The following is a 12,769-nucleotide window of genomic DNA, read 5'->3' on the forward strand; positions in this document are numbered from 1 at the left end:
GAAACAAGCCGCGGCGAGAGGAAACTTTCGCTGCGGCTCTTTTTTTGTTTGCATCGCTTGTCAGCAAAAAGCTGCGGGCATATAATGGCTAAAGGTAATTATCTGAGATAATGAACGGAGGGGGCTGTGGAAGAGCTGAACGAGCGAAACATCAAGCGTATGATGGATGCGATGTATCTCGCAAAGCGCATCTGGGAGCTGCGGCCGGAGCTGCCGGACGGCATCAGCAGTACGGAGATGCATGTGTTGGATGCGGTGGTAGAGCTTTCCGCCGTGAAAAAAGCGGTCTATGTGAGCGATATCGCGGCCGCGCTGAAGCTACCGCGCCCGGGGGTCACGCGTGCGGTCAAGGTAATCACCCAGCGCGGTTATTTTGAAAAGGAGACGGATGATAAGGACCGGCGCTATGTCGCTGTGCGCCTCAGCGAAGCGGGGCGGCGCTTTTACGAGGAGCATGACCATGACTACTTTGCGGGGCTCAAGGCGAAGCTCAGCGGCATTGACGCGAGCGATGCGGAGACCATGATTGCCTGCATTGAAAAGATCTACGCGCTGCTCCACGGCTGTGAAGAAGAGGGGAAGAGATGAGAGAAGAACGCACGCCGCCCCCCGGAGGCGTCTTTTTCCGTTCTCGGCTTGAGAAAGTATCGGGAATGGACTACACTGGAGCAGTACGATTCGGACGGGAGGGAGGCAGATATGCTCTTAAAGAACGGATCTTTTTATTATGAAAAACGCCTGGTACCGGGAGATCTCCGCGTGACGGGCGAGACCATTGAAGCGTTTTCGCCGCAGACAGCGGGCGGGCTTATGCCGCTTGCGAATGAGGAAGTGCTGGAGCTCGGAGGCGCGACAGTCATACCGGCCTTTTTGGACATTCACACGCACGGCGCGGTCGGCGTGGATGTGAATGCGGCGAGCGCCGAGGATTTTGAAAAACTGGCTTGTTTTTTTGCGCGTCAGGGCACGGGCAGCTTTCTCTGCTCGATCCTCACCGATACGGAAGAGCAGACGGAGCGCGCCATTCAGGCCTTTCTCGACTGGAAAAAGTTGCCGCACGCGGGCGCGGACTTACTGGGCATACACTTAGAGGGGCCGTTTTTATCCCCGAAGCACAAAGGGGCTATGCCGGAGAGTCTGCTCCGCACGCCGGACTATGACTTGATTGCCCGCTACCAGGAAAAGGCAGAGGGGCACATCCGCTATATCACCCTTGCACCGGAGCTGCCGGGGGCCATTGAGCTGATTCCGAAGCTCCGCGCCCTCGGCATTGTCACGGCCCTCGGGCACTCGGATGCGGATTACCGCACCACGGAGCGCGCTATTTTTGCGGGCGCGCGCGCGGCGACGCACACGGGAAACGCGATGCGCGCCTTTGACCGCCACGAGCCGGCTATTTTCGGTGCGGTGCTCGCCTCGGAAGAGGTCTATTGCGAGATGATTTCGGACGGACTGCACTTACACCCGGGCAGCATCTGCCTCTACTTGCAGGCAAAGGGACTTGACCACGCGATTGCAATCACGGACTCCATCATGGCGGCGGGACTGCCGGACGGCGAGTACATGCTCGGCGTCAACGAGGTCGTGGTGAAAGACGGCGATGCGCGCTTAAAGCACGGGGATGCCCGCGCGGGAAGTACACTCACCATGGCGCGCGCCTTCCGGAACCTCAGGAAGTTTACGGGGCGGCCGACCGCGGAACTGGTTCCCCTGCTCTCGGAGAATGCGGCGCGTCTCCTCGGGGAGGATCAGAGAATCGGAAGTCTCACCCCGGGCAAGCAGGCAGACCTCTTGATTTTAAAAGACGATGAGATTCACCGCGTCATGCTTCGCGGCGCGTTTTGTAACTTTGACTGAGAACAGAGAAGGAGGCATCATGGCAGGGAATTCGTATCATTCTTATTATGAGATCGGAAGAGAGGAACTCGAAAAGGGCGCAAAGATTCCGATTATGGTTTGCAAGGAGCCGGGAGAAGCGTTTTACGAGCTCGCACTCGAGATGGTAGAGGAGATTGAGAAGAACAATGCGGCGGGACGCCGCACCGTGTTCATCTGCCCGGTGGGACCGGTGGGACACTACCCGATTTTTGTGCGCCTTGTGAACGAGAGGAAGGTTTCGTTAAAGGACTGCTGGTTCTTTAACATGGATGAGTATCTGACCGATGAGGGCGAGTGGGTCGCGAAGGAGGACAGACTTTCCTTCCGCGGCTTCATGGAGAGAACCGTATACAGCAAGATTGCGCCGGAGCTCAACATTCCGGAAGAGCAGCGCATTTTCCCGGATCCGCATCACCCGGAGAAGGGCGATGAACTGCTGGAAGAGCTCGGCGGCGCGGATATCTGCTTCGGCGGTATCGGCATCACCGGCCACCTCGCATTCAACGAGCCCCAGCCGGAACTCTCCCCCGAAGAGTTTGCGGCGCTGCCGACCCGCGTCCGCACGATTGCGCCGGAGACCCGCGCGGTGAACTCGATCGGCGACCTCCGCGGCGCGCTCGAGGACATGCCCTCGCTCTGCGTGACCATAGGCATGAAGCAGATTCTCGCGGCAAAGAAGGTGCGCCTCGGTATGTTCCGCGACTGGCACTACTCAGTCATTCGCCGCGCGGCTTACGGCGAAGTCAGCGCTTCCTTCCCGGTTACGCTCTTGCAGCGTCACCCCGATGCCAAGATGTACATGAGCGAGCGTGTGGCAAGCGGAAACTAAATCAAAGAAAAATTAAGGAGCTTCCCGGCATGAGTACCGGGAAGCTTTTTTTATGAATCAAGCATAACGGATATGATTGCCGGATAGATTGTGCTCAAATTCCGGCTGTATAAAATACATGAACATAAGCTTGACAAAAAAAAAAAAAAAAAAACGTATTCTTGAAAGTGTGGATTTAAATTCAACGGAATTATGGGGGATTTGAGATGAAAGACAGTAATAAGACAAAGATTTGTAAATATTGCAAATCGGAAATCTCTGCAGATGCAAAGATATGCCCGCATTGCAGGAAGACTCAGGGCGGAAAAGTAAAGTGGATTGTCCTCGGAATTGTCGGATTTTTTGTACTCGCAGCAATCATTGGCGGTGGCAGCGATCAGGATCCTAAAAAGGTAGAAGTTGCGGCCTCGGAAACAACTGTAGCGACAGATAACGTAGAGACAACAGAAGAAACAGAGAAGGCGACAGAAAAGGCAACGGAAGCTGCCAAGGATAGTTTCGGGATCGGAGATATCGCTGATTTTAATGGTGTACAGGTGCGTCTTTCTTCTGTACGGATTTCCAATGGAGATGGGCAATTCTGGAATCCCGAAGAAGGGAAGTACTTCCTTGGGTTGGTCTTTGATATTGACAATCAGTCCTCACACGATATCGGTGTCAGTTCCCTCATCTCATTTGAGGCTTATTGTGATGATTATTCTTTGAACCAGGATATTATGGGGGCTCAGGTTCCGGAGTGGAAGGGCATTGGTCAGCTGGACGGAAGTGTGGCAGCCGGAAAGAAGATGAGTGGTGTCATCTGTTATCAGGTGCCCAAGGACTTTAATTCGTTTGAGATTAGATATTCACCGAGTTTTTGGGGAAATAAAAAAGCAACATTCGTATTCACAAAAGCTGACGTTGAGGCGCAAGCACGATAAAATTTTTGGAATACAAAAAGAGCAGCACGGAAAGGAAAATTCCGCACTGCTCTTTTTGTATTGCTATTTGCGTCAAATGTAGATACAATGCATGTAAAAGGAGGTGCAATATGGCGCAAACAAGTATCAATATCCGCATGGATGAGGATTTAAAGAAGCAGTTTGACGCGTTCTGCTCCGATATCGGTATGAGCATGTCGACGGCGTTTTGTGTGTTTGCAAAAACTGCTGTCAGAGAGCAGAGAATTCCCTTTGAGATATCCGCAGAAAAAGATCCCTTTTACAGTGCGGCCAATCTGGCAAGACTGAGAAAATCCATTGCAGAAATGGAGGCAACGGGCGGTATTGTCCACGAAGTGAAGCTCAATGATTAAAGCGTGGACAGAAGATGCGTGGGAAGATTTTGAGTATTGGACAAAGCAGGATAAAAAGACACTTAAAAGAATTTTGCAACTACTCAGGGATATTGAGCGGAACGGATATGACGGCATCGGGAAGCCGGAACCCTTGAGAGGAGATTTGTCGTCTTATTGGAGCCGGAGAATCGATGATTGTAACCGGATTGTGTATCGGATAGACGGAGATGTGATTCAGATTGTCCAGTGCGGTTCTCACTACAGAGATAAGTAAAAACGGCAAGAAAAAAAGCAGAGCGGATGATCCACTCTGCTTTGCCTTTGTTCTATGGCAGCAATCAGCCGATTGCTGCGACAGACTTCGAGAGGCGAGACACCTTGCGGGAAGAAGTGTTCTTGTGCAGAACGCCCTTGGAAGCCGCCATGGTGAGCGCGCGCTCTGCCTTGCGGAAGCTCTCCTCTGCCGCAGCCTTATCGCCTGCTGCGATTGCAGCGTCGACCTTCTTGACAGCGGTCTTAACAGCGGACTTAACAGCCTTGTTTCTCTCAGCTCTCTTTGCGGACGTCAAAATTCTCTTCTTCGCGGATTTGATGTTTGCCAATTTCTTTTCCTCCCATTCACGGATACGATGATAGTTTCACAGTCATCAAGACAACCGTCAGGGACGGGCAGCCGCGCAAATGTCTTGCTCTCTGTGGGCGTTCGCATCGAAGTCTGGACACGGACAGTTCAATGTAAACATACCCTCAAATTGTAGGGCAAAGGCGCGGGAGTGTCAAGGCTCACTTGAAAGAGAATAGTAAAAATGTTATTCTTTTTTCAAATCATTGCGGCAGCGAAGGCGCAGTCTGCCGAAGGTTTTGATGGAGGAAGCATGCCGACTTACGACAGAAAACATATCAGAAACTTTTGTATCATCGCGCACATCGACCACGGTAAATCCACGCTCGCGGACCGCATCATCGAGAAGACGGGTCTGCTCACCGAGCGGGAGATGCAGAACCAGATTCTGGACACCATGGATCTCGAGCGGGAGCGCGGCATTACAATCAAGAGCCAGGCAACGCGCACGGTGTACCGCGCGGCAAACGGCGAGGAGTATATTTTTAACTTGATCGACACACCGGGACACGTGGACTTTAATTATGAAGTTTCCCGTGCGCTCGCAGCCTGCGACGGTGCGATTCTTGTGGTCGATGCTTCCCAGGGCATTGAGGCGCAGACGCTTGCAAACGTATACATGGCGCTGGACCACGACCTCGAGGTAGTCCCGGTCATCAATAAGGTGGACTTGCCGAGCGCGGAGCCCGACAAGGTTGCTTTGGAAATCGAAGATGTAATCGGCATCGAGGCAGAGTCCGCGCCGCGCATTTCCGCGAAGACGGGTCTCAATGTGGACCAAGTGTTGGAGGCCATTGTAGAGCAGCTCCCGCCGCCGGACGGCGATGAGTCGGAGCCTTTGCAGGCCCTCATATTCGATTCGCTCTACGACAGCTATAAGGGCGTCATTGTCTTTCTCCGCGTGAAGAACGGCACGGTTCGGAAGGGTGATCGCGTTCGCATGATGGCGACCGGCGCGGAGGTGGATGTGGTCGAAATCGGCTACTTTGCACCGGGGCGCTTTATTCCCTGCGAAGAGCTCTCGGCCGGCATGGTAGGCTACCTCACCGCGAGCATCAAGAATGTGCGGGACACGCAGGTCGGTGACACGGTGACGCACGTGAAGAACCCGGCGGCGGAGGCGCTCCCGGGCTATAAGAAGGTCACACCCATGGTCTACTGCGGCCTCTATCCCGCGGACGCGGCGCAGTATCAGGATCTCCGCGATGCGCTTGAGAAATTGCAGTTAAACGATGCCTCTCTGACCTATGAGCCGGAGACCTCGCTCGCGCTTGGCTTTGGTTTCCGCTGCGGTTTCCTGGGGCTTCTGCACCTTGAGATTATCCAGGAGAGACTGGAGCGGGAGTACGACTTAGACCTCGTGACGACGGCGCCGGGCGTTGTGTACCGCGTCTATAAGACGGACGGCAGCATGATAGAGCTCACGAATCCCTCGAATCTTCCGGATTCCGCGGAGATTGAGCACATGGAAGAGCCCATGGTTTCTGCGGAGATTATGTTAACCAGAGAGTTCATAGGCCCCATCATGCAGCTCTGCCAGGAGAGAAGAGGTATCTATCTCGGGACGGACTACATGGAGCAGGACCGCGCCATCATGAAGTATGAGCTCCCGCTGAACGAGATCATTTACGATTTCTTTGACGCGTTAAAGTCGCGCTCCAGAGGCTATGCCTCCCTCGATTATGAGTTAAAGGGCTACACACCCTCGAAGCTTGTGAAGCTCGATATTCTCATTAACCGCGAGACCATAGACGCGCTCTCCTTCATCGTCTTCTCGGACGGTGCCTATGAGAGAGGGCGGAAGATGTGCGAAAAGCTCACGAAGGAGATTCCGCGCCAGCTCTTTGACATTCCGATTCAGGCGGCGGTCGGCTCCAAGATTATAGCTCGCGAGACGGTCAAGGCGGTGCGCAAGGACGTGCTTGCAAAGTGCTACGGCGGCGATATCTCGCGAAAGAAGAAACTTCTCGAGAAACAAAAGGAAGGAAAGAAGCGCATGCGCCAGATCGGCTCCGTCGAGGTGCCGCAGAAGGCGTTCATGAGCGTTTTGAAACTCGACGATGAGTGAGAAACAAAAACTGGAACTGTATATTCACATTCCGTTCTGCGCGTCCAAGTGCCGCTACTGTGACTTTCTGTCCGGCGAGTCGACCCCGGAGGCGCAGCGCGCCTATGTGAATCAGCTGATTGAAGAAATACGCGCGCAGGGGCATATACTGCCGGAGTACCAGCTGAGCAGCATATTCATCGGGGGCGGCACGCCTTCGATTTTGAGCGGTTTGCAGGTGCAAAACATTATCTCGGCGGTCTACGAGAGTTTTGTGGTCGAGGCGGATGTCGAGATTACAATCGAATGTAATCCCGGGACGCTGGACGCGACCAAACTCGAGTATTACCGTGAGGCCGGCATCAACCGCCTGAGTTTAGGGCTTCAGTCCGCGGACGATGAAGAATTAAAGCTGCTCGGCCGGATTCACAGCTACAATGACTTTCTCCACAGCTATGAACTCGCAAGGGCTGCGCGCTTTGACAACATCAACATCGATTTGATGAGCGGAATTCCGCATCAGAGCCTCCACAAGTGGCGGCAGAGCCTCAAAAAAGTACTGCGTCTCCATCCGGAGCATATCTCGGCCTATTCCTTAATCATTGAGCCCGGCACGCCCTTTGCGGAGCTCTACGGAACGCCGGCGGGGGAGAAGGCGCTGCCGAGTGAAGAGGAAGAGAGAGCCATGTATGTCGAGACCCGGGCGCTGCTTGAGGAATACGGCTTCCTGCGCTATGAGATTTCCAACTACGCGCGTCCCGGCAAGGAGTGTCGCCACAACATAGGCTACTGGACCGATGTAGACTATCTCGGTGTGGGCCTCGGCGCTTCGAGTAAGTTAAAGCATCACCGCTTTCACTCGGAGGAGAGATTGGACCGCTATATGGCGGTTGAGATGCACCGCGATTTGATGCCGCTCTATCAGGATTTGGTGGCGCTCACGGTCGCGGATGAGATGGAAGAGTTTATGTATCTCGGCCTTCGCATGACCAAGGGGGTTTCGGGGGCGGATTTTTACGACCTCTTTCACTTCAATATGTTCGACCTCTTCGGGGAGGCAATCCGAAAGAACACGACGCTCGGTCTCCTGGAGGTGGATACACCGATGCTTCGGCTCACGGAGCGGGGCATCGATCTCAGCAACCGTGTCTTTGCGGATTTCTATCAGGTTTTGCCGCGGAATCAGGCTTTGTTTCCGGAAGATCCCCGCAACTTATTCTGAGAGCGGCAGGGTAGTCGTGAAACAGGTGCCGTGTTCGGCGGAGCTCTCGACGCGAATATCGCCGCCGTGGGCATGCGCTATGGTCTTTGCGATGGAGAGACCGAGACCGTAACCGCCCTGCGCACGGGCGCGCGATTTGTCCACGCGATAAAAACGATCGAAGAGATGGGGGAGCGCATCCTGCGGGATGACTTCCCCCTCGTTGTGTACGGAGAGCAGGGCGTGCTTTTTTTGCCGAGCGAGCCGTACGGTGACCACGCTGCCGGATCTCGCGTACTTGAGCGCGTTGTCGATCAAAATAGCGAGGAGCTGGGTGAGAGCCCGGGCATCGCCCTTCACAGAGATCCCGGCTTCCGGTTCCGTGTCGAGTGTCAGTCCGCGCTCAAAGGCGAGCGCGGTAAAGGGGAGTGCCGCGGCCTCGGTGAGCTGCGAGAGCGAGAGGCGCTCTATTTTCGGTGAGAGGCGCTTGGAATCGGCCTTGGCGAGAAACAGAAGGCGCTCGGTGAGCTCCTGCATGCGGCGGGCCTCGGTCTCGGTATTTTGTATCCAGAGCATTTCCTCTTGAATGGAGGAGGCAGGGCGGGATTTTAAAATCGAGAGATTCGCGAGTATCACCGTGAGCGGGGTTTTCAGCTCATGCGAGGCATCCTGTACAAAGCGCTGCTGTTCCGAAAAGGCGTGTTCAACCGGGCGTAAGCTCATGCGGGCCAGAAAGAAGCTGAGCCCGAAGATGAGGAAGCCGGCGAGCAGGAAGATGCCGCCGAGTTGCAGGGCAAAGAGGAGCAGAGAGGCATTCAGCTTGTCGAGTGAGGTGACGAGGAAAACGCGTTTTCCGGCCTGTCTCCCTTGCAAATAGTAATAGGAAGAAAAGGCATGGGTCAGGCTTTCATTTTCTTCCGGGCGCTCGGGCGGTTCCTTTCGCTCCGAACCGGTATCGCTGTCCGCGATACGCTGCAGCAAGCTTTGGAGACGGGCGGTATCCGCGTCGCTTAAAGTGAGATCATAGCTTCTCGAAACGGTATAAGAGTCGCTGCCGCTGTCCCTCGAAAAAACAACATAGGGATAGTATGCTGTGGGTGCTTGCGCTCCGTCCGGCGGCGGCCCCGCTTCATCCGACGAGCTGCTTGCCTCGCTCTCATGCTCGGAAAAGAAGCTCGCAAAGCGGAGCTCCGCGGCAAGATAACGGCCTGCCTCCTTTACGGAGCGGGCACGGGCATTCAGAAAGATTGCAGTCAGGATACCGAAGAGCAGTATCAGCACAAAGAAGAGGTTGGTCGCAATGATGCGACGCTGCAGAATGCGGAGCGGCTTCATCGCGTTTCCTCCTCGAGCAGCAGATAGCCTTGGCGGCGTATGGCCTGAATCTTGACCGAGGAGCGCAAAAAGCTCAGCTTTTTTCGGAGAAAGGAAACATAGGCCTCGACATTGTTTTCGACGGCATCGCTCTCATCGCCCCAGAGTTTCCGGAGTATGGTCTCTTTGCTTAGGATTACGCCCTTATTCGCAATTAAGAGTTTCAGGAGTTCCGCCTCCTTAAAGGCGAGACGAACGCTCTGCCCCGGGGTGCTCAGTTCGTTTGTTGCGAGGGAGAGGCAGAGGTCGCCGAAGCGGAGCTCATCCAAGAGAACCTCGCCTTGACGGCGGGAGAGCGCGCGGACCCGCGCAAGGAGTTCTTCCGGCACAAAGGGCTTGGTCATATAGTCATCCGCCCCTTGGTCGAGCCCCTCGATTTTATCGCGTATCTCATCCCGTGCGGTCAGCATGAGGACGGGGGTTTTCTTGCCGGCGCGCCTTAGGGCGTGCACCACGGCAAAGCCGTCCATTTTGGGGAGCATGACATCGAGGACTATGACATCGTAGTCTTTTTGCAGGGCGGCATAGAGGCCGTCCTCGCCATTGTCCGCGTGATCCGCGAGGTACTTTTCGCTGTGAAACAGTTCAATAAGCGCCGCTGCGAGGCGGTCCTCATCTTCCACCAGTAATATCGTCATGGAAACCTCCGCTTCCTTATAATTTGTGTTTTCTAAATGGTATCATAGTTTTCTCGAATGAGGTGTGAAATGAAACAGAGAAACAAGACCGGGTTCATTCCGCTGCTTTTACTCACGGCACTCTCCGCAGCCCTCCTAAATGCCTGTGCGACAAAGGCGCAGTCTGAGGACAGGACACAGCCCGTCGCTACCTCCGCATCGAGTGCGGCTTCTGCCTCCGATGCGATCGACGAGGCTTCGGTGGTTAAGATTACGCTGCGCGGCGACCATGCGAAAATCGATGGCCGCGGTGCGGCGGTCGAGAAGGGTGTACTTGTCATCCACGAGGGCGGAAGTTACCGCTTGGAGGGGGAGAGCCGCATTCCGATCGAAGTGCGCGCGGCCAATGTCTCCGTGCTGCTATATCTCAACGGGGTAAAGATTCACACCCGCGGGAAAAATGCGATTCGCGCGGTGCAGCGCGGCGAACTCGGCCTGGTGTTTGAGGGGGATAAGGCGAGCGAAATCGTGACCGACGGCAGAACCGATAAGAAGGGAGAGGCGCTCGAACCGGATAACATTCGAGCGGCCGTTTATTCCAAGGGAAATTTATATCTCGCCGGCAGCGGCAGCGCGGTCATCACGGCGGCGGATCAGGGCTTCGTTGCGAAGGAGGAGCTTTTGGTCACGGAGGGCGCCTATGATATCGAGACCGAGGACGATATTTTCCGCGGCAAGGAGAGCGTCGACTTGCTGGGCGGTGTGGTCCGGGCGAGTGCGCGCGGCGAAAAGGGCAAGGGCGTCAGCTCGGACGGCGCGGTGACCCTTGCGGGCGGCTCTTATGTCTTCGCCTACACGAGCGAGGGCATTGAGGGGAAGACCATAGAGATGAGCGGCGGAAGCTTTGACATCAGCGCGGACGATGACGGCATGAACGCGCGGGAGCACTACGACAAGGAACAGACCAAGACCAAGAAGAAGGAGGCAAACCCGGAGGTTTGGGTGCACATCTCGGGCGGTGAGCTCCACGTGACCGCGGGCGGCGACGGCATCGACTCAAACGGCGATTTGATTTTCAGCGGCGGCATGAGTTTTGTGAACGGCTCGGACAACGGCAAGGACGCCGCGCTCGACTGGAACGGCAGTTGCCGCGTGGACGGCGGTGTCCTGATTGCCTCGGGCATGAAGGCGCGGGCGGAGAAGATTTCGCCGGAATCGGCACAGCCTTTCTTTGAGTGGGAGTTAAAGAGCGAGCACCCGCAGCAAGAGCAGATTTCCGTGCAGCGGGGTGACGGAAGCACCCTTTACTGGGAACTCCCGCGCAGAGCCTACGACTATGTGCAGATTTCCTGCCCGGAACTCACGGAAGAGAACACGCTCCACGGAGTCGCGGGAAACGAGAGCATAGCGTTGCGCTGAACGATACGACTCGGACGCGGAGACAAGAAAGAGCCACCATCAGGGTGGTGCCCGTAAAACAGGAAAAATTTAAAAGTTCCGATTTTCGAGGAGAAACAGCGTGACTTCGGTTACGCTGTTTCTCTTTGCATCAATAAGTTTAGCGGAATAAATCCTGCACCGTCATAGTAAATTTCGATTTTCTACTGACGTTTGCCGGAAGATTTGTCCGGCGCACCTACATAGATGGCACTGACCATATCTCGCAGCGAATCAGGAGTCAGCGAATTCAGTTCCTGATAGTGTTTTGCTTTCTGAATAAATTTCTTCAATCATTCATTCTGACGCTCCTGTTTTTCGATATTCTTCTGACGCTCTACAGCGTCCATGCTGAGCTTTTTCTGTTCCGCTTCATAGTTTCCACTCATCATAGAAAAACGCTCGTCAGACAGTTTTCCTTTGGTATTGTCCTCATAAATCTTCACGAACAGTCTGTCCAACTCAGCAATACGTTTTTCAGCCTGTGTCAGCTGCTTTCTCCATGCCTATATCTTTTCATCACTTTCTATTTTTGCTGTTCCTGCACAACTGCACGGAAGTGATCTTCATAGTGGAGAATATAGCTGATGACAGTTTTCATGTGCATCCACACCATATCCTCCAAAACGACTGCACGGATATAGTGGGATTTGCATTTTTCATCGTTCTTACGATGGGTGGAACACTCGAAGAAATCCCGTCGCTTCTCAAAATTGTTAGCTGTGCAGCAATACAGCTTCTCACCACAATCGGCACAATACACAATGCCGGAGAACAGGCTTGTTTTACCTGTCTTGGATTTGCGTTGGCGATTCTGGCGCAACACCTGAACCTTCTCGAATATATCCTCTGGAATGATTGCTTCGTGAGTATCATAGAAAACAGAGTGATTTTCTACCGGATTGTCACGCTTTTTCTTGTCCCAAATGGAATCGGTAAAGGTCTTGAAGTTGACGATACAGCCTGTATATTCTCTGCGTTCCAGTATTTTTCTCACTGTGGTCTGATGCCATTTACTTGGATTCTCCGGTGTCGCCTGTGGAGTATTTAAGTCCTGCTTTTGCTTATAGGATGTTGGAGTAAGTACCTTGTCCTTGGTCGACTGCGTTGCAATCTGGCTCGGCCCACCCACGTCCCTCCATTGCCATCTTGAAGGTATACTTTACAACGATAGCTGCTTCTTCATCAACGAGCCAACGGGTGGGATCATCTGGATTTTTCATATATCCGTAAGGAACATTGGTTGTAAGTGGAATACCACGGGAACCTTTGGATTTATTGACAACTCTGATTTCGCGACTGGTATCACGGGCATGAAGCTCCTTAATCCAGTTCTTGATGCTTGCCATATCAATCCCCATGCTATTCCGATCGCTGATATCGAAATTATCATTGATGGCAATATAACGGGCACCGTGTTTCGGGAATGTGATGTTGGTGTACAGGACAGTCATAGCAGAATTTCTGCCAAGTCTCGAAAGGTCTTTT

At 54.0% G+C, this 12,769-nt stretch carries 16 protein-coding genes; 9 read left to right on the forward strand and 7 right to left on the reverse strand.

The annotated features are described in order from the left end of the window. Positions 1-126: 126 nt before the first annotated feature. From QU660_RS01050 to QU660_RS01075, 6 genes are all read left to right on the forward strand, one after another. Positions 127-588, forward strand: coding sequence for a MarR family winged helix-turn-helix transcriptional regulator (locus tag QU660_RS01050; RefSeq protein ID WP_304946504.1), 462 nt, complete (start codon positions 127-129; stop codon positions 586-588). A gap of 111 nt (positions 589-699) precedes the next feature. Further along, positions 700-1,857, forward strand: a complete 1,158-nt coding sequence (nagA, locus tag QU660_RS01055; protein WP_443027789.1) for an N-acetylglucosamine-6-phosphate deacetylase — start codon at positions 700-702, stop codon at positions 1,855-1,857. A gap of 19 nt (positions 1,858-1,876) precedes the next feature. Further along, entirely contained in the window at positions 1,877-2,707 is an 831-nt protein-coding gene (locus QU660_RS01060; protein WP_304946506.1) for a glucosamine-6-phosphate isomerase, read from the forward strand. A 206-nt stretch (positions 2,708-2,913) separates the two neighbouring features. Next, complete coding sequence (locus QU660_RS01065; protein ID WP_304946507.1) at positions 2,914-3,627, forward strand: DUF4352 domain-containing protein; 714 nt, start codon at positions 2,914-2,916, stop codon at positions 3,625-3,627. 110 nt (positions 3,628-3,737) lie between these two features. Then, positions 3,738-4,001: a type II toxin-antitoxin system RelB/DinJ family antitoxin gene (locus tag QU660_RS01070; protein ID WP_304946508.1), complete on the forward strand. Its 264-nt coding sequence runs from the start codon at positions 3,738-3,740 to the stop codon at positions 3,999-4,001. Then, a complete protein-coding gene (locus QU660_RS01075) occupies positions 3,994-4,257 on the forward strand; it encodes a Txe/YoeB family addiction module toxin (RefSeq protein WP_304946509.1) in 264 nt (87 codons plus the stop codon). Before QU660_RS01070 ends, QU660_RS01075 begins: the two co-directional genes overlap by 8 nt. A 64-nt stretch (positions 4,258-4,321) precedes the next feature. On the opposite strand, the gene rpsT is transcribed toward QU660_RS01075, so the two are convergent. Next, entirely contained in the window at positions 4,322-4,585 is a 264-nt protein-coding gene (gene rpsT / locus QU660_RS01080; protein ID WP_304946510.1) for a 30S ribosomal protein S20, read from the reverse strand. Between the two features lie 273 nt (positions 4,586-4,858). Between rpsT and lepA the strand changes: the two genes are divergently transcribed. Both lepA and hemW read left to right on the forward strand, forming a co-directional pair. Beyond that, complete coding sequence (gene lepA / locus QU660_RS01085; RefSeq protein WP_304947253.1) at positions 4,859-6,673, forward strand: translation elongation factor 4; 1,815 nt, start codon at positions 4,859-4,861, stop codon at positions 6,671-6,673. Then, a complete protein-coding gene (hemW, locus tag QU660_RS01090; RefSeq protein WP_304946511.1) occupies positions 6,666-7,874 on the forward strand; it encodes a radical SAM family heme chaperone HemW in 1,209 nt (402 codons plus the stop codon). The genes lepA and hemW overlap by 8 nt, the downstream gene beginning before the upstream one ends. On the opposite strand, the gene QU660_RS01095 is transcribed toward hemW, so the two are convergent. Next, positions 7,866-9,188 carry a sensor histidine kinase gene (locus QU660_RS01095; RefSeq protein WP_304946512.1) on the reverse strand — a complete coding sequence of 441 codons (1,323 nt, stop codon included), beginning with the start codon at positions 9,186-9,188 and terminating at the stop codon, positions 7,866-7,868. The genes hemW and QU660_RS01095 overlap by 9 nt on opposite strands. Continuing rightward, positions 9,185-9,865: a response regulator transcription factor gene (locus tag QU660_RS01100; RefSeq protein ID WP_304946513.1), complete on the reverse strand. Its 681-nt coding sequence runs from the start codon at positions 9,863-9,865 to the stop codon at positions 9,185-9,187. Before QU660_RS01100 ends, QU660_RS01095 begins: the two co-directional genes overlap by 4 nt. 69 nt (positions 9,866-9,934) lie before the next feature. On the opposite strand from QU660_RS01100, the gene QU660_RS01105 reads away from it, so the two are divergent. Continuing rightward, a complete protein-coding gene (locus QU660_RS01105) occupies positions 9,935-11,263 on the forward strand; it encodes a carbohydrate-binding domain-containing protein (protein WP_304946514.1) in 1,329 nt (442 codons plus the stop codon). A gap of 182 nt (positions 11,264-11,445) precedes the next feature. Here QU660_RS01105 and QU660_RS09880 read toward each other — a convergent pair whose 3' ends face one another. The 4 genes from QU660_RS09880 to QU660_RS01120 form a co-directional block, all read right to left on the reverse strand. Continuing rightward, positions 11,446-11,574, reverse strand: a complete 129-nt coding sequence (locus QU660_RS09880) for a DUF4368 domain-containing protein (RefSeq protein ID WP_443027772.1) — start codon at positions 11,572-11,574, stop codon at positions 11,446-11,448. Further along, on the reverse strand, positions 11,575-11,727 hold the full coding sequence (locus QU660_RS01110; RefSeq protein WP_242822155.1) for a hypothetical protein: 153 nt from the start codon (positions 11,725-11,727) through the stop codon (positions 11,575-11,577). 80 nt (positions 11,728-11,807) lie between these two features. Then, the gene (locus QU660_RS01115; RefSeq protein WP_304946515.1) at positions 11,808-12,413 is read right to left on the reverse strand and encodes a recombinase family protein; all 606 of its coding nucleotides are present in this window, start codon (positions 12,411-12,413) and stop codon (positions 11,808-11,810) included. Then, the gene (locus tag QU660_RS01120) at positions 12,346-12,735 is read right to left on the reverse strand and encodes a hypothetical protein (protein WP_304946516.1); all 390 of its coding nucleotides are present in this window, start codon (positions 12,733-12,735) and stop codon (positions 12,346-12,348) included. Before QU660_RS01120 ends, QU660_RS01115 begins: the two co-directional genes overlap by 68 nt. Between the last annotated feature and the right edge of the window lie 34 nt (positions 12,736-12,769).

The organism is Stomatobaculum sp. F0698 (assembly GCF_030644385.1).
Taxonomy (GTDB): domain Bacteria; phylum Bacillota; class Clostridia; order Lachnospirales; family Lachnospiraceae; genus Moryella.